We start from the raw sequence: 15,781 nt of genomic DNA, 5'->3' as shown, positions 1-15,781 counted from the left end.
CAAACACTAAACGTTAATACGCCTATAGAAACAAGATTACTTTTTAAAGTTAGAATAGTACCCAAAAGACCTTTTCATATGAAAAGGCCCCCAATTTTAACCCTAAAAAGTAAATCTCTATGGAACTACAAATTGACGATTCTCTACTAGTAAAGCAATTTATAAATGGCGACGAAAGAGCTTTAGAAGCTCTTATTAATAAGCACAACAAACGTATTAACGGTTTTATTTATTCTAAGGTCGGTGACCGTGAAGTAACCGAAGATATTTTTCAAGATACTTTTATGAAAGTTATAAGAACCCTTAAAAGAGGAGCTTATAATGAAGAAGGTAAATTTTTGCCATGGGTTATGCGTATTGCGCATAACCTAATAATAGATCACTTTAGAAAAACGAATAGAATGCCAAAGTTTGATGGTTCTGATAGTTTTAGTATTTTTTCTATGATTGGTGATGATAAGCTAAACATTGAAAAACAACTTATAAAAGATCAAATTAATTCTGAACTTTCTCAATTGATTAAGGAATTGCCTAAAGATCAACAAGAAGTTTTAGAAATGCGCATATATAAGGATATGAGTTTTAAAGAAATATCTGATAATACGGGCGTAAGTATTAATACAGCTTTAGGAAGAATGCGCTATGCATTAATTAACCTTAGAAAGATAATTGAAGAGTATAATATTGTTTTAACGAATTAATAGGTAAAAGGTCGACTAGTTTTATTACATTGTGCAATGATAGCGTTCTACTATTGAAACAAAATCAAAAGTACTATGGAGAAAATTTACACTAAAGCACAAAAAGAATGTGAACTTATAAAGGCGCAACCAGAAACGATTCAGTTTTTATTAAGCTACTCAAAGTCTTTAAAAGTTACAGAAGCTAAAGGAATAAAATTTGAGAGTAACCTAAACTAGGTACCATAACAATATATATTAAAAGCCATTAAGATTATTTCTTAATGGCTTTTTTGTATTTACATCTTTCCTATTATTAATAAAGAGTACTATTTGTAAAGTAATACGTTGTTTCGCGTATTTACTAGTAATTCTTCTTTGGTAACTATACATAGGTTAAAATATTGTGTAAAAAATAGAAAACAGCACTTTCACATCAAAAAGTAAGGGTTTTACAACATACTTTTTATGAAGGCCTATGTTTTATATAGTTTTAGACTGTAATTAAGAAATCATGTTGATTTTTTATTAAACAAATAAAATAACCATTAACTAAGAAAAGCCCCCTGATCTTAAAAATTAAAAAAACTCATATGTCAGTACAAATTGAAGATTCAGAATTAGTAAGAGATTATATTAGCGGTGATGAAAAAGCACTAGAAGTATTAATCAACAGACACAACCAACGTATTACTAGTTTTATCTATTCCAAAGTATTAGATAGAGATATAACGGAAGATATTTTTCAAGACACATTTATTAAAGTTATTAAGACTTTAAAAAAAGGTAGATATAGTGAAGAGGGTAAATTTTTACCATGGGTTATGCGTATTTCTCATAACTTAATTATAGATCACTTTAGAAAAAACAAAAGAATGCCAATGTTTGAGGGGAGCGATGATTTTAATATCTTTTCTGTTATTGGTGACGATAAATTAAATGCAGAAAAGCAATTAATTAAGGATCAAGTAAACTCTGACTTAAGAGTATTGGTAGAAGAATTACCAGATGATCAGAAAGAAGTTTTATTAATGCGTATTTATAAAGATATGAGCTTTAAAGAAATTTCAGAAAACACTGGAGTAAGCATAAACACTGCTTTAGGAAGAATGCGCTATGCATTAATTAACCTTAGAAAAATTATAGAAAAGAATAATATAGTACTTACAAGTTAAAATTACTTTAAAGTAGATAAGCAATATTTCTAATTTAGTGCCGTTATCTCTGTATAACAACATTAGAAATATGGAAAAAATTTACTTTGAGTACCAAAAAAAATTCAGCCCAGTAAAGGCAAGTACAGAAACTATAGAATTTCTAATAAGTTATTCTAGAGCACTTTACACTGTAAAACATGAAGATCTAAAATTTGATATTCTGTTAAACTAAAAATATAAGCCCGTTATTTACGGGCTTTTTTACTTTTATAATAGTCGTTTAAGACTGTTTTTCTTCCTATAGTTTTTGTAATTACATCTTTTTCCAAGTCCCATCCTCTAGCAGGACTATAATCACGACCATACCAAATTATTTGCAAATGCAGATCATTCCATAATTCTTTTGGAAATAGCCTTTTTGCATCTTTTTCTGTTTGCACTACATTTTTACCGTTAGTAAAACCCCATCTATATAGTAATCTATGTATATGTGTATCTACAGGAAAAGCAGGAATACCAAAAGCTTGAGAAACAACAACACCTGCAGTTTTATGACCAACAGCAGGGAAAGTTTCTAAAATCTCCATTTCTTTAGGAACAATACCATTGTGGTTTTCTACTAACATTTTAGAAAGCCCATGAATCCCTTTTGCTTTCATAGGGGAGAGGCCAACAGGTTTTATAATTTCTCTAATTTCTTCTACCGTTAATTTTATCATATCATAAGGATTGTCTGCTTTTGCAAAAAGTAACGGCGTAATTTTGTTTACCCTAACGTCTGTACTTTGGGCAGACATGAGTACTGCAATTAATAGGGTATAAGGGTCTTTGTGATCTAACGGTACAGGAATAGTAGGGTATAATTCTTTAAGCGTAGTAATTACAAACGTAACCTTTTCCTTTATTGTCATATTTGGTTTATTTTTATACAGAAATAGAACTATAAAACTAAATAAAAATATATATGAAAACATTAAAAGTAGGAGATAAAGTTCCACATTTTTCTGTTAAGGATCAAGATGGTAATACGGTTAGCTTATCCGATTATAAAGGAAAAAAGCTTATTGTATTTTTTTACCCTAAAGCAAGTACACCTGGTTGTACGGCAGAAGCCTGTAATTTAAGAGATAATTATGCAGCGTTACAAGCACAAGGGTATAGTTTACTTGGTGTTAGTGCAGATTCTGAAAAAAGACAAGCTAAGTTTAAAGATAAATATGATTTTCCATTTCCGTTACTTGCAGATGAAGATCATACCGTAATTAATGCCTTTGGTGTTTGGGGGCTTAAAAAATTTATGGGTAGAGAATATGACGGTATCCATAGAAAAACCTTTAAAGTAGATGAAGATGGTGTTGTTACTTTAGTTATAGATAAAGTAAAAACTAAAGATCATGCAGCACAACTTTTAGAATAACAAAAAAGGCATCAGATTTATAAATCTGATGCCTTTTTTTAAGCTTTTTTACAGGAAAATTATTTTTTCTTAGCTTCAATTACATCCTTTTTTCTAACAAAAAGCTGCTTTTCTTTGATCATTTCGGCAAGACCTTTTGGTATCATTTCTTCCCAACCTTCTTCATTATTTGTTATTTTTTTGAGAACATCTCTAGAAAAGATATGCATAATTTCTGGGTCATAATCAAAAATGTCCATAACCTTTCCGTTGTATTTAAAGAACTTATAAAGCTCTTTCATTCTTGGGTGTACTTTAACGTTATTACTAGTCATTATCTGACCAGTTTCGGCATTTTTCATTGGGTAAAGGTAAACTTGTAAGTCTTTAAAGAATAATTTACCAAATGCTTCTAAAATACCACCACTTAATTCTCTATAGTATTTTTCATCAAAAATATCTACCAAATTATTAACACCCATGGTAAGACCAATTCTAGATTTGGTATACTTATTAAAGTATTCTACAAGTTTATAGTATTCTTGGAATTTAGAAATCATTACAGTGTGCCCTAAAGAACAAAGTAATTGCGCTCTATCCATAAAATCTTGTTCATCAATCTCTCCAGAAGCTTTTAAGTTAGATAAGGTTATTTCAAAAATAACAATGGTTTTTTCTTCATCTACCATTTTGTCTCGTATAAAAATATCATACGATTTTTTAAACATATCCTCGTTCACCTTAGTAACAGGTCTAAAACTACCCCTAAGTGCCAGAATATTCTTTTTGTATAAGACAGCAGCAGGTAATAAATTATTACCATCAGGCCCAAACATAACAGCATCTGTCATATCATTCTTAATAAGTCTTAAACTCATTAAGCGGTTATCTACACTTTCAAAATTAGGACCAGAGAAATTAATCATATCAATTTCAACAGTATCCTTATCTATATGGTCGTATAGATATTGTAATAATTTTTTTGGATTGTGGTATTTGTAAAAAGCACCATATATTAAGTTCACCCCAAGAATACCTAAAGTTTCTTGTTGTAAGCGAGCTTCATTTTGTTTAAAACGAACGTGTAAAATAATTTCGTCTAACTCTTTTTGTTTTGGGTCTAGTTGAAAACGAATACCAATCCAACCGTGACCTTTATAACGTTTAGAAAAATCAATAGTTGCTACAGTATTTGCATAGGAGAAAAACAAACGCTCTGGGTGGTTTTCTCTGCTAATACGCTCTTCCATTAATTGCATCTCATAATCTAGCATTGTTTTTAAACGTGCTTGAGATACGTAGCGCCCATCATTTTCTACACCATAAATAGCATCACTAAAATCTTTGTCATAAGCACTCATTGCTTTTGCAATTGTACCAGATGCGCCGCCTGATCTAAAAAAATGCCTTGCAGTCTCCTGACCTGCACCAATTTCAGCAAAAGTTCCGTAAATATCTGGATTAAGATTTATACGTAGTGTTTTTGCTTTTATGGAAGGAATGTTTTCAAATACATTATTATCCCTTTTAAGAACTGAAGCCATTTTTTAAAATTTAATTTTCACAAAGTTAGAAAGTTTGCGCAATCAATTAAATATTTATGTTATAAATTTGAAAGAAAATAATTATAGTTTGAAAATTACTTTTTTGGGGACAGGAACTTCGCAAGGAATCCCAGTTATTGGGAGTACACATCCTGTATGTTTAAGCAGTAATCCAAAAGACAAAAGACTTAGAGTTTCTGTACTAATTAGTTGGGAAAATTATAATTATGTAATAGATTGTGGCCCAGATTTTAGGCAGCAAATGCTTAAAAACCCAATTGCTAGATTAGATGGTCTGTTATTTACGCATGAACATGCTGATCACACTGCGGGTATAGATGATATTAGACCTTTTTTCTTTAGACAGGGAGATATTTCTATTTATGCGCATACAAGGGTTTTAAAATCTTTAAATAAAAGGTTTGACTATATTTTTGCCCAAAAAAATAGATACCCTGGTGCACCTGCAGTTTCTGCTACTGAAGTTATAAATAATAAAAATATTCCGCTAGGAAATATAGAAGTAATACCAATAGAAGGGGACCATAATAATTTACAAGTTTTTGGCTACAGATTTCTGGACTTTACTTATTTAACGGATGTTAAGTATGTAGAAGACGAAGAGATTGAAAAAATAAAGGGTTCAAAAGTTTTAGTGATTAATGCACTTAGAGAAGAAGCGCACCATTCTCATTTTAATTTAGAAGAGGCTTTGGCTTTTGTAAAAAAAGTACAACCACAAAAAACCTATTTTACGCATATTAGTCATCTTTTAGGTTTTCATGACGATGTGGAGAAAAAATTGCCAGAAAACGTACATTTGGCATACGATAACCTTACTATTACTATATAATAAAAAACTAATTCATGAAAAATAAACTTTTTCTTTACTTATTTATTTTTGCATCTTTAATAGCGTTATATCTTTTTGTTAGCGGTGGCTCTATGGTAGATGCCAAAAAAAAGCGAATTGTAGGGTTAGAGAATAAAGTAGTTCAATTACAAGATTCAGTACAGAGTACAGAGCTTAAGGCGTTAGAAATGCAATATTTTTCTTTAGAAAATAATGATGATGCTTTAGCGTATTATGATCATTTAAATCTAGAAGATGCTACGCGTTACATTTCGGATAAATTATTGGAAACAAATGAAACAAAAGGAAATAATCCTTTAATACCTTATGAAGGTATGGATAACGATTTTAAGATAAATAAGATTAAAATCTTAAACCACAAATGGATTATTGCCGATTTCTCTGATGGTAAATATTGGGGAGAAGTTTTAATTAAATATGAGCTTAAGGACGATTTGGGAGTAGATTTTTCTCTTGTAGACCATCTTTTATATACCCGTAGTAATTAAATTTTATCTTCTAACCATTTTTTAAAGGAGTAAAAATTTTGTGGCGCAACACCATGTCCTACAGGAAATTCTTCATATACATGTTCTATTCCTAAATTAGAAAGAAAAGGAGCCGATTTTTGTGCCCAGTCTACCGGAATTACTTGGTCTACAGAACCGTGAGAAGTATATATCTTTAAAGAAGAGTGCTCTTTTTTAGTATATCCTTCTTTTAAAATTCCTTCATTAATATAGCCACTTAAGGCAATAACATTTTTAATTTTTTCTGGATAAGATAAAGCAACTGCAAAGCTAAGAATGGTACCTTGGCTAAATCCTAATAAGGTAACATTGTCTTTATCTAAACTATAGGTTTCACAGGCTTCTTCAACAAAAGCTATTATTTTTTCTCTAGATTCAATTGCCTGTTCATCATCACTCCATTTTCCTTTTTCAGCATCAAAATTAATAGCGTACCATGCATTACCATATGGTTGCATAGGGTAGGGTGCTCTTACAGATATTATGCACAGTTTTTCTGGTAATTCTGGAGCAAAAGAGTATAAATCTTCTTCATTACTACCATAGCCATGAAACATGAATAAAACAGGGATTTTTCCTTCAGTAATAGTAGAAGGTTTAATAAGGTGTTCTAAAGATAAAGGAGCTGTAGTCATATTATTGAATAAAAGTAAACCATTTTTGAAATAAAGGGCCTAATACGGGAACCGATTGTTTTTTATCTGTAATGGCGCCTATAAAGCCATAACCCCAAAGAACAATATAAAAAATATAAAGTCCGTACCAAGCATATTCATTAAACCACTGACTTAAAAATAGGGCAAACCCTAAAAATGTAATATGTAAACCAAAAGCCTGTCTAGTATGGAATCTGGCATAATCATGCTTTGGCTCTAAATTCATGGTAATTGCTATTAAAGCACCTATAATAGTAAAGTATGCTGTTATTGCTGTAGTTTTTCCTTCGGGCATTCTTAAAATTTTTTGCAAGTTATACATTTTGAAACAAAAAAAGAGGCGCAATTTGCACCTCTTTTTGTTATTCCTTAAAATAGAATACTTTATTATCCAATAGCACCAATAATAGGCAATTTTTCATCTTTTAAGTTATTGGCATTCATTACTCCTAATACCATAAAAACTAATGGAGCATAAGATAAAAATCTTAATATAGAAAGTCCTGTAACAGATATTATAATACCAATAGAAACAGAAATTATAATTCCTAGAATAAACACTCTTAAAGATTGTCCTATATGGAAAGAAACAAATTCATTTTCTTTATCGCCTCTAGTGCTAAAATAAGCAATTAATAATCCAATAACGGTAATATAGCTTATGATAGCCATTGTTTTTCCTTGTTCTTTTGTACTCTGATCCATTTTATTTAGTTTTTAGTGGTTGTTTGTAATAAAATTTAAAGATAGTTAAAAAAGAATTTCATTATTAGCAATAATACCATATGCTTTTCCTTTAAGTTCTTTTCCTATAAAGGCAGAGTTTTTACTGGTAGAAACACTGTCTTCTTTTTTAAGGTTAAAAATTTCTTCTGGGGTAAAAAGTGTAATACAAGCTTTTTCTCCTTCTTTAAATTGAGGGGTATCTAAGCTATATCGTTCTCTACCTTTTGTTAAAAGTTCAATGGTTTTTTCTAATCCAAAAAGAAGGTTAAGAGACCCAAACGCACTTTCTAAACCAATAGTACCAAAGTCAGCATTATCAAACTCTACTTTCTTATTTTCAATATTTATTGGTGTATGGTCCGATGTCACAAAATCTATAACTCCGTCTTTAACCCCTTTTATTAAAGCTTTACAGTCTTTACTGGTTCGTAAAGGAGGCATTACTTTATAATTACTATCAAAATCATGTAAAACAGTATCGTCAAAAATTAGGTTATGAATAGCAACACTACAACTTACATTAAGTCCTTTCTTTTTTGCGTCGGCTATTAATTTTACGCCATTTGCTGTAGATATTGTTGGTACGTGTAATTTACCTCCAGCATATTCTAATATAAATAAATCTCTAACAATTTGCAGTTCTTCTGCCAGAGCAGGAATACCTTTTAATCCTAGCCTTGTACTTACTGCACCTTCGTTTACAATACCTTTTCCTGCTATTTTTTTGTCTAGAGGGAAGGAGTATACTAGCCCTCCAAAGCTTTCGGTATATTGTAAAGCAATTTTTAAAAGATTAGGATTGGTTATTGGGTGTTTCGTGTCATAGAAACCAACCGCGCCCGCATTTTTCATATCAAACAATTCTGCTAAAGATTCTCCTTCTGCGTTATTTGTTAAGCATCCTAAAGGATATAAGTTAACTCCTTTATTTTGTGCCGCATTTTTTAAGAAAACAATATCAGAACTAGTATCTGGAACAGGAGTAGAGCTAGGGTTTAAAATAATGTCTGTAAAACCACTTTTGGCAGCGGTTGCTATTCCATTTGCAATAGTTTCTCTTTCTTCATAACCTGGCTCTCCAAAGCTTACGCTACTATCAAACCAACCAATAGATACATGTAAGTTTTTTAACTTTATTTCTTTTGTATTTGCCGGAGTATCTATTTTAGAAGCTATAGAACTTATGCTTCCATTTTTTATTAGAATATCTCTTTTTTTAAGATGAAGTCCTTTGTTAGAACTATCGACTATTGTGGCAGATTTTAAAAGTAAATTCATATAAGGTACTTTTCTTTTAATAGGTCTTCTTTAGTATATAAAGTATAATACTTACTTTAAAAATTTTTGAAATATTATTTCAAGAAATACAAAAAGCAATGCTAAAATAATAAACCATTTCCAAAGGGCATTTATAGAGTTGTCTTTTTGCATTTCTGTAAAAAGATTTTCTATACTTGTTCCAACACTTTTTGCATTCAAATTTTCTATTGGTACATAGTTTAAATTACTCTCGGAACGAGTATAATTAAAACTCATATTTTGTATTGTCTTTTCTTTGTTGTTTACTTGATAAATACCATCTTGCGTAGGGTTATCAAAAAAGGATAAACTTACTTTATTAGCATGAGATTCTTGTCTTGGTATAAATTGATATTCTCCTTTTTTAACTGTTAAAATTTGGTCTCTTCCTAGGGAAATATTTAAATCTGTAGTTGTATTGGTTCCTAGTTGTGTATACAGTTGCGGCAATTTTAAACTTTGTGTAGCCATGGAATAAAAGGTAGGAACAATTAATGGCGAATTTTTAAAGTTAGAATTCTCTGTAGAAAGAGAAGCCGAAAAAAGGTAAAACCCTTTAGAACCTATTAAGAATGCTGCATTATTTTGATAGGATAATACAACAGGAGCATTAGTGTTTATTGTGTAATTAGTTTTAGTAATTGGGTTTTGAAAATTGGTGACTTTTTTCTCAAATACATTAGTATATAATGGGTGACTAAAAGTAATGTTTGCTATTTTTTGCTCTTTGTTTATGTTTTTTTGTAAACTAGTATTATTATAAGGTGTTGTTAACGTTTTATATGAATTTGCATCAATCATAACGTCTGGAATAATAATTAGTGTACCTCCTTCTTTTGTAAATGAATGTAATGCAGTAGCTAACGAATTAGGAATGGCAGGCAACTCATTAAGAATTATAGTATTTTGTTTTTGCAATAAACTATAATTAAGATTTTTTAGACTGTAGGTTTTAAAACTAAATTTGTCTTTGGTATATATTCTTTTAAGGAATGAATTATTTTTTCCAATTGCTAACACTTTTATTTTGGGTTCAATATCTAGGTTAAAATATAAGTTGTTATCGTATTTAAGCCCGTTATCTATAATATGTAGCTTCCCATCTATAGTTTCGTTTTTTGGGATGGTAAAAGTTAAACTTGCTTTTTTGTTATTATTAAAAACGGCTGCGGTTTTAGCAATGAGTTTATCCTTGTTATAGAGAGAAACTGGTGTACTTTTAATAGCTGTACTGCTAGTTAAATTTGCTACAATATTTATGTTTTCATCTTTTACTTCTTTTAGGAAAAGAGAATCTATACTAATATTAGTTATGCTACTTGGCCTTTTAACAATAAAGTTGGTGTTGTTTTTTTGCAAACTATCTAGAACTATAGAATTGTTATTTTCTTGAAAATCAGAAATTAGTATGGTATTTTTGATAGAGGGGGAGTTGGAGTTGTCAGAAAAAAGTGTCCTAGCTTTTAATAAAATAGCATCTAAAGGTAATTGAGAGGTACTATGCTCTAGAGAAAGCAATTCATTCTGAATTTCTTTAATAGCTACATTTTTAAAGACTTTGTTGTTTGTGAAAAGACTTATTTTTTCATTTTTAGGAGAGGTCTTCAATAATTCTTGAATACTAGAAGTTAATACCGTTTCATTTTCTGTAGGCGCTTGCATACTAAAAGAATTGTCTATATAAATTACAGTTTCTTTAGCCACTAAAGCCGTTTTGTTAGCAAAAAATGGTTGTGCAAAAGCAAGTATTAAAGCTGCAAGAATACCTAATCTACTTAATAATAGGAGCCATTTTTTTATAGAACTACTTTTTCTGGATTCAGAAATAACTTCTTGTAAAAGTTTTACATTCGTAAAAGGTGTTTTCTTAAATTTTCTAAGCTGAAAAAGATGAATAATAATAGGGATAACTAGTAGAAAAAGCCCCCAAAGAAGTTCTGGATATTTAAACTGCATACCTCTTATTAATTTCCCAAAGATACTTAAAAAATTAAGCATAAGTTCCTTTTTTATTTATGAAGTGTTCTAGCAAAAAATAAAGTAATCTTTTCCCTGTCGTTTGTTTTTTTCTATAAAGAAGCTTTTAATTTTTAGCTGTTCTTCTTCGTTTGCAACGGTGATTATACATTGCGGATTTTGTAAATCAGAAATAGAATTAAAATGTTCTAATAGCTTATTATAAATTTCTTTTCCTATTTTTTTTGGATTATCACAATGCCAAGTAAAGGCAACACCTTTTTTATCTAGGATTTTTGCAATTTCTTTTCCTTTATTGCCCGCTCCCCATAAGGCTAATGGTCTGTTTGGGTTAAAATCTAACTCTAGAAAATAATGCATTTTTAAGTCTATAAAATAATTGGCCGCATAATGTTCACTAGTTCTAGAGGTACGTGTAGTATAATCTCTCCAATAATGAAGCATTTTGGAACAAGGAATAACTTTTAACCCTTTTTCATAAAATCGGAATGTTAGGTCGTAATCTTCTGGATATCTATTAGAAAAAAAAGCACCGCAATCCTCAAAATCCTCTTTATAAACCATCCAGCAAGGAGAGGGAATAACACATTCTTTGTAAATCTCTTTAAAATTATTTCCATTTTCGGTCAGCCCGTTTAGCCATTTCTCATAACGCGCATAACCATTGCTAATACCTTCCTTTGAAAAGTAGTTTACTTTTCCTGTTGCTACATGCCCCTTGCCATTTTCTATTAAATTATTTACTAGAACAGCTAATTTATTAGTTGGCATTATATCATCAGAATCCATTCTTGTTATGAATTTCCCATTACTTTTTGCGTAAGCCAAACGTAAGGCATCTATAATCCCTGTGCCAGAATTAGAGTATACCTTTATTCTAATGTCTTTCTCTGAAAAGCTCTTTAAAATAGCTAAACTAGAATCGGTTGATGTATCGTCAACAGCTAAAACTTCCCAGTTTTTATATTCTTGTTTTACTATAGAGTCTATACATTCTTTTAAAAATGTCTCGGTGTTTTTTACTGGTATAAGAATACTTACTAAAGCGTTTTGCATGGGTGCAAGGTAATTAAAAGGAAAAATAAAATTATAGAATTTTATATTCTTGTTTTAGATAATTTGCTACATTTACAGAGTAAACTTTAGGGGTGTTCCTATTTTGGGAACTGAGACATACCCTTTGAACCTGATGCGGTTAGTACCGCCGAAGGGAAAAGTTGAAAAGTGTATTGCAATATACATTTACAACCTTTTCATAAAACACATTTGTTCTTTTTGTGTTTTTTTTCAAAGATTTCTTAAGCCTTTATTATTTACAGCATATTTAAATATACTGTATATGATTACTATTTATGTAAATGATTCTCCGTTAAAAATGCGAGAGAATAGCAATGTTTTAGACCTTTTAAACGAGTTAAAATCTCCAACACAAGGCGTTGCTGTAGCAATAGACGATACTGTAGTTCCTAATTCCTCCTGGGAAACCCATCTTTTAAATCCTAACAATAAAATTTTAATAATTCAGGCCGCACAAGGCGGATAAGATAGCCATTAGCTTTTGGCTGTTAGCCATTAGCAATACTATAAAACCAAATATCTAATTACTAACGGCCAAAAGCCAACTGCTAATAGCTTAGACAAAATGAAAAGTAAAGACACAGCACCAAAAGAAGGGCAAATTACAAGAAAGCCATTTCCTAATTCTAAAAAGATTTACGTACAAGGAAAAATACATCCACAAATTAAGGTGGCCATGCGTGAAATTGAACTGAGTGATACGGTTGATTCTATGACGAAAAAGAAAACGCCAAACGAACCAGTTACAGTTTATGATACTTCCGGGCCCTATACAGATCCTAACAAAGAAATCAATGTACACAATGGTATTGAAAGAATTAGAGAGCAGTGGATTTTAGATCGTGACGATGTAGAAGAATTAGATGCTTTTACCTCAGAATATTGTAATGAGCGTTTAAACGATAAAAGTTTAGATCACATGCGTTTTGACTTAAAGCATAAACCAAAACGTGCCAAAAAAGGACAAAACGTAACACAGCTACACTACGCAAAAAAAGGTATTATTACTCCAGAGATGGAATATATTGCTATTCGTGAAAATCAGCGAATAGATGAAATGACCGAAATTAGAAAGCAACACCCAGGAGAACATTTTGGAGCATCAATTCCAGCTAAAATTACTCCGGAGTTTGTACGTGAAGAGGTTGCTAGAGGACGTGCAGTAATACCATCTAACATTAACCACCCAGAAGCAGAACCTATGATTTTAGGTCGCAACTTCTTAGTAAAAATAAACGCAAATATTGGTAATTCTGCCACGACATCATCAATAGAAGAAGAAGTAGAAAAAGCAGTTTGGGCTTGCCGTTGGGGAGCAGATAATATCATGGATTTATCTACAGGGCAAAACATTCACGAAACGCGCGAGTGGATTGTACGTAATTCTCCAGTACCAGTTGGTACCGTACCCATTTATCAAGCCTTAGAAAAAGTAAACGGTGTTGCCGAAGATTTAACTTGGGAAATTTTCCGTGACACTTTAATTGAACAAGCAGAACAAGGCGTAGATTACTTTACCATTCACGCTGGGGTATTATTACGTTATGTACCCATGACAGCTAAACGTGTAACAGGTATTGTATCTCGTGGTGGTTCTATTATGGCAAAATGGTGTTTAGCGCACCACAAAGAAAGTTTCTTGTACACGCATTTTGAGGAGATTTGTGAAATTTTAAAATCTTACGATGTAGCCTTTTCTTTAGGAGATGGTTTACGTCCAGGTTCTGTTGCCGATGCTAATGACGAGGCGCAATTTGCAGAATTAGAAACTTTAGGAGAATTAACTCAAATTGCGCGTAAGCACGAAGTGCAATGCTTTATAGAAGGACCAGGTCACGTACCAATGCACATGATTAAGGAAAACATGGAAAAGCAAATTGAGGTTTGTGACGAAGCGCCTTTTTATACTTTAGGACCTTTAACTACTGATATTGCTCCTGGTTACGACCACATTACTTCTGGTATTGGTGCTGCCATGATTGGTTGGTACGGTTGCGCCATGTTATGTTACGTAACACCAAAAGAACATTTAGGATTGCCTAATAAAGAAGATGTACGTGTAGGTGTTGTTACATACAAATTAGCTGCACATGCTGCAGATTTAGCTAAAGGACACCCAGGTTCTCAACATAGAGATAATGCTTTAAGTATGGCTCGTTTTGAGTTCCGTTGGGAAGATCAATTCAACTTAGGATTAGACCCAGAACGTGCTCGTGAGTATCATGATGAAACGCTACCAGCGGCAGGTGCTAAAATTGCACATTTCTGTTCTATGTGTGGACCAAAATTCTGTTCTATGAAAATTTCTCAAGAAGTTCGTGACTTTGCTGCAGAAAATAAAATATCGGATGATAACGAAGTGTTGCAAAAAGGAATGGAAGAAAAATCGAAAGAATTTAAAGAGAAAGGTTCAGAGGTATATTTATAGTTGTTAGCCTTTAGCTATTTGCTTTTGAATAAAAAAGAGAGCGAATAGCAAAGGGCTAAAAGCCAAGAGCTAAGATTATGATAGTTTTAATAGCACCAGAAAAAGACGTTCCAAACGAAATTGAAATACTACATCAGTTATTTCAAGAAGGTTTGCAGTACTATCACTTAAGGAAACCAAATAAAAATTACGAACAACATTGCGCTTATTTAAATCAAATAGATAAAAAATATCACCATAGAATTGTAGTGCATTATTTTCATGAATTGATTAACGATTTCAATTTAAAAGGTATTCATTTTCAGGAGCAAAAAAGAAGGGATAACATTGATAATCCTGGGCAGTACTTTAAAAATTTAAACATGTTTGGTAAATCCATAAGTTCTTCCTTTCACGAACCTGAAGATTTAGAAACCTGTTATTTTGAATTCGATTATCACCTGTTAAGTCCGGTTTTTTCGTCTATCTCAAAACAAGGTTATGAAGGTCGCGGTTTTGATGTAAATCACATCGATAAAAGGATTGTTGGTATGGGCGGAGTTACCACTGAAAACCTTGTAGAATTTGATAAACTAGGTTTTAAAGGTGTTGGTGTTTTAGGAGGCATATGGAATAGTAGCGAGCCTTTAAAGGAGTTTAAAAAAATGAAGCGTTATTTTGAGTAACAACAAATACATATTAACTATAGCAGGTCACGATCCTTCGGGAGGGGCTGGTTTAACTTCAGATATTAAAACTTTTGAAGCACATGGTGTGTATGGTTTGTCCGTTTGTAGCGCAATAACCGTTCAGAATGATATTGATTTTAAAGCATGTATTTGGACTGATGTAGAAGTGATTCTAGCGCAAATTGAAACCCTGTTTGACCGTTTTGAAATTTCAGTAGTTAAAATTGGCATCATTCAATCTTGGGATGTATTATCAATCGTAATCAATAAATTACACGCTTTAAATTCCGAAGTAAAAATTGTTCTAGATCCTATTATAAAAGCAAGTGCTGGTTTTGATTTTCATACCACCGAAAGTCAAGAGTTATTAGATAATATTTGGGAACAATGTTTTTTAATCACGCCAAATTATGATGAAATTCAACAGCTATATCCAGAAAAAGATATCGAAGAAACCATTGAACACATCAGTAGTTTTACAAATATTTATCTAAAAGGGGGACATAGAATCGATAAAAAAGGATGGGATGTACTGTACTATAATAAAATTGTAATGATAAACATACCGCCAACAACCGAAAAAATTTCGGAAAAACACGGTAGCGGTTGCGTTTTATCTTCTGCTTTAGCAAGTAATATTTTATTAGAGCAAAGCTTAGAGGATGCTTCAAAAAACTCTAAATACTATACCGAAACGTTTTTAAATAGTAATAAGTCTTTGTTAGGAGTTCATAATTACAAAAACAGTTTTAACTATTCAAATTCTTAACTCCCATAATTCTCATATTCA

General features: G+C 31.5%; 18 protein-coding genes and 1 riboswitch. Of the genes, 10 read left to right on the top strand and 8 right to left on the bottom strand.

The genetic code is table 11. The features are described from left to right. Positions 1 to 119 precede the first annotated feature (119 nt). The 3 genes from Q0820_RS06805 to Q0820_RS06795 all read left to right on the top strand — a co-directional run bounded on the left by Q0820_RS06805 (position 120) and on the right by Q0820_RS06795 (position 1,855). Positions 120 to 701, top strand: coding sequence for a sigma-70 family RNA polymerase sigma factor (locus tag Q0820_RS06805; RefSeq protein ID WP_298486327.1), 582 nt, complete (start codon positions 120 to 122; stop codon positions 699 to 701). A 75-nt stretch (positions 702 to 776) separates the two neighbouring features. Further along, positions 777 to 920 carry a hypothetical protein gene (locus Q0820_RS06800; protein WP_298486325.1) on the top strand — a complete coding sequence of 48 codons (144 nt, stop codon included), beginning with the start codon at positions 777 to 779 and terminating at the stop codon, positions 918 to 920. Positions 921 to 1,273: 353 nt separating this feature from the next. Continuing rightward, positions 1,274 to 1,855 (top strand): sigma-70 family RNA polymerase sigma factor, encoded by a 582-nt coding sequence (locus Q0820_RS06795; RefSeq protein ID WP_298486323.1) that lies wholly within the window; start codon positions 1,274 to 1,276, stop codon positions 1,853 to 1,855. A gap of 227 nt (positions 1,856 to 2,082) precedes the next feature. Here Q0820_RS06795 and nth read toward each other — a convergent pair whose 3' ends face one another. Beyond that, on the bottom strand, positions 2,083 to 2,748 hold the full coding sequence (gene nth, locus Q0820_RS06790) for an endonuclease III (protein ID WP_298486321.1): 666 nt from the start codon (positions 2,746 to 2,748) through the stop codon (positions 2,083 to 2,085). A gap of 53 nt (positions 2,749 to 2,801) precedes the next feature. On the opposite strand from nth, the gene bcp reads away from it, so the two are divergent. Continuing rightward, positions 2,802 to 3,254 (top strand): thioredoxin-dependent thiol peroxidase, encoded by a 453-nt coding sequence (gene bcp / locus Q0820_RS06785; protein ID WP_298486319.1) that lies wholly within the window; start codon positions 2,802 to 2,804, stop codon positions 3,252 to 3,254. 59 nt (positions 3,255 to 3,313) lie between these two features. Here the strand turns inward: bcp and Q0820_RS06780 are convergent, their stop codons facing one another. Then, positions 3,314 to 4,777: a TonB-dependent receptor gene (locus Q0820_RS06780; protein WP_298486317.1), complete on the bottom strand. Its 1,464-nt coding sequence runs from the start codon at positions 4,775 to 4,777 to the stop codon at positions 3,314 to 3,316. A gap of 88 nt (positions 4,778 to 4,865) precedes the next feature. On the opposite strand from Q0820_RS06780, the gene Q0820_RS06775 reads away from it, so the two are divergent. Then, on the top strand, positions 4,866 to 5,630 hold the full coding sequence (locus Q0820_RS06775; protein WP_298486316.1) for an MBL fold metallo-hydrolase: 765 nt from the start codon (positions 4,866 to 4,868) through the stop codon (positions 5,628 to 5,630). A 14-nt stretch (positions 5,631 to 5,644) separates the two neighbouring features. After that, a complete protein-coding gene (locus Q0820_RS06770) occupies positions 5,645 to 6,139 on the top strand; it encodes a hydrolase (RefSeq protein ID WP_298486314.1) in 495 nt (164 codons plus the stop codon). Here Q0820_RS06770 and Q0820_RS06765 read toward each other — a convergent pair. From Q0820_RS06765 to Q0820_RS06740, 6 genes are all read right to left on the bottom strand, one after another. Next, positions 6,136 to 6,795 carry an alpha/beta fold hydrolase gene (locus Q0820_RS06765; RefSeq protein ID WP_298486312.1) on the bottom strand — a complete coding sequence of 220 codons (660 nt, stop codon included), beginning with the start codon at positions 6,793 to 6,795 and terminating at the stop codon, positions 6,136 to 6,138. The genes Q0820_RS06770 and Q0820_RS06765 overlap by 4 nt on opposite strands. A gap of 1 nt (position 6,796) precedes the next feature. Next, positions 6,797 to 7,111, bottom strand: a complete 315-nt coding sequence (locus tag Q0820_RS06760; protein WP_298486711.1) for a hypothetical protein — start codon at positions 7,109 to 7,111, stop codon at positions 6,797 to 6,799. A gap of 92 nt (positions 7,112 to 7,203) precedes the next feature. Further along, positions 7,204 to 7,521, bottom strand: a complete 318-nt coding sequence (locus Q0820_RS06755; protein ID WP_298486311.1) for a DUF4870 domain-containing protein — start codon at positions 7,519 to 7,521, stop codon at positions 7,204 to 7,206. Positions 7,522 to 7,566: 45 nt separating this feature from the next. Then, positions 7,567 to 8,820 (bottom strand): dihydroorotase family protein, encoded by a 1,254-nt coding sequence (locus tag Q0820_RS06750; protein ID WP_298486309.1) that lies wholly within the window; start codon positions 8,818 to 8,820, stop codon positions 7,567 to 7,569. Between the two features lie 51 nt (positions 8,821 to 8,871). Continuing rightward, positions 8,872 to 10,839, bottom strand: coding sequence for a BatA domain-containing protein (locus Q0820_RS06745; RefSeq protein WP_298486307.1), 1,968 nt, complete (start codon positions 10,837 to 10,839; stop codon positions 8,872 to 8,874). A gap of 27 nt (positions 10,840 to 10,866) precedes the next feature. Then, a complete protein-coding gene (locus Q0820_RS06740) occupies positions 10,867 to 11,874 on the bottom strand; it encodes a glycosyltransferase family 2 protein (protein WP_298486305.1) in 1,008 nt (335 codons plus the stop codon). 78 nt (positions 11,875 to 11,952) lie between these two features. Then, a riboswitch (TPP riboswitch) is annotated at positions 11,953 to 12,048 on the top strand. Between the two features lie 109 nt (positions 12,049 to 12,157). Here Q0820_RS06740 and thiS point away from each other — a divergent pair. The 4 genes from thiS to Q0820_RS06720 all read left to right on the top strand — a co-directional run bounded on the left by thiS (position 12,158) and on the right by Q0820_RS06720 (position 15,760). Further along, positions 12,158 to 12,361 carry a sulfur carrier protein ThiS gene (thiS, locus tag Q0820_RS06735; protein WP_298486304.1) on the top strand — a complete coding sequence of 68 codons (204 nt, stop codon included), beginning with the start codon at positions 12,158 to 12,160 and terminating at the stop codon, positions 12,359 to 12,361. A 99-nt stretch (positions 12,362 to 12,460) separates the two neighbouring features. After that, positions 12,461 to 14,323: a phosphomethylpyrimidine synthase ThiC gene (thiC, locus tag Q0820_RS06730; protein WP_298486302.1), complete on the top strand. Its 1,863-nt coding sequence runs from the start codon at positions 12,461 to 12,463 to the stop codon at positions 14,321 to 14,323. 77 nt (positions 14,324 to 14,400) lie between these two features. Beyond that, complete coding sequence (locus Q0820_RS06725; protein WP_298486300.1) at positions 14,401 to 14,988, top strand: thiamine phosphate synthase; 588 nt, start codon at positions 14,401 to 14,403, stop codon at positions 14,986 to 14,988. Further along, entirely contained in the window at positions 14,981 to 15,760 is a 780-nt protein-coding gene (locus Q0820_RS06720; protein ID WP_298486298.1) for a hydroxymethylpyrimidine/phosphomethylpyrimidine kinase, read from the top strand. The genes Q0820_RS06725 and Q0820_RS06720 overlap by 8 nt, the downstream gene beginning before the upstream one ends. Positions 15,761 to 15,781: the final 21 nt, after the last annotated feature.

Source organism: uncultured Maribacter sp. (assembly GCF_947495965.1).
Taxonomy (GTDB): Bacteria; Bacteroidota; Bacteroidia; order Flavobacteriales; family Flavobacteriaceae; genus Maribacter_B.
Note: the sequence above shows the minus strand (reverse complement) of the source record. Positions and strands in the feature narration are given on the sequence as shown.

Excerpts from the sequence above, each read along its gene's own strand:
- Q0820_RS06740 (WP_298486305.1), bottom strand. The coding sequence starts at position 11,874 with ATGCAAAACGCTTTAGTAAGTATTCTTATACCAGTAAAAAACACCGAG.
- Q0820_RS06755 (WP_298486311.1), bottom strand. The coding sequence starts at position 7,521 with ATGGATCAGAGTACAAAAGAACAAGGAAAAACAATGGCTATCATAAGC.
- Q0820_RS06725 (WP_298486300.1), top strand. The coding sequence starts at position 14,401 with ATGATAGTTTTAATAGCACCAGAAAAAGACGTTCCAAACGAAATTGAA.
- Q0820_RS06805 (WP_298486327.1), top strand. The coding sequence starts at position 120 with ATGGAACTACAAATTGACGATTCTCTACTAGTAAAGCAATTTATAAAT.
- Q0820_RS06795 (WP_298486323.1), top strand. The coding sequence starts at position 1,274 with ATGTCAGTACAAATTGAAGATTCAGAATTAGTAAGAGATTATATTAGC.
- thiS (WP_298486304.1), top strand. The coding sequence starts at position 12,158 with ATGATTACTATTTATGTAAATGATTCTCCGTTAAAAATGCGAGAGAAT.
- Q0820_RS06770 (WP_298486314.1), top strand. The coding sequence starts at position 5,645 with ATGAAAAATAAACTTTTTCTTTACTTATTTATTTTTGCATCTTTAATA.
- Q0820_RS06760 (WP_298486711.1), bottom strand. The coding sequence starts at position 7,111 with ATGCCCGAAGGAAAAACTACAGCAATAACAGCATACTTTACTATTATA.
- Q0820_RS06780 (WP_298486317.1), bottom strand. The coding sequence starts at position 4,777 with ATGGCTTCAGTTCTTAAAAGGGATAATAATGTATTTGAAAACATTCCT.
- Q0820_RS06750 (WP_298486309.1), bottom strand. The coding sequence starts at position 8,820 with ATGAATTTACTTTTAAAATCTGCCACAATAGTCGATAGTTCTAACAAA.
- thiC (WP_298486302.1), top strand. The coding sequence starts at position 12,461 with ATGAAAAGTAAAGACACAGCACCAAAAGAAGGGCAAATTACAAGAAAG.
- bcp (WP_298486319.1), top strand. The coding sequence starts at position 2,802 with ATGAAAACATTAAAAGTAGGAGATAAAGTTCCACATTTTTCTGTTAAG.
- Q0820_RS06765 (WP_298486312.1), bottom strand. The coding sequence starts at position 6,795 with ATGACTACAGCTCCTTTATCTTTAGAACACCTTATTAAACCTTCTACT.
- Q0820_RS06745 (WP_298486307.1), bottom strand. The coding sequence starts at position 10,839 with ATGCTTAATTTTTTAAGTATCTTTGGGAAATTAATAAGAGGTATGCAG.
- nth (WP_298486321.1), bottom strand. The coding sequence starts at position 2,748 with ATGACAATAAAGGAAAAGGTTACGTTTGTAATTACTACGCTTAAAGAA.
- Q0820_RS06800 (WP_298486325.1), top strand. The coding sequence starts at position 777 with ATGGAGAAAATTTACACTAAAGCACAAAAAGAATGTGAACTTATAAAG.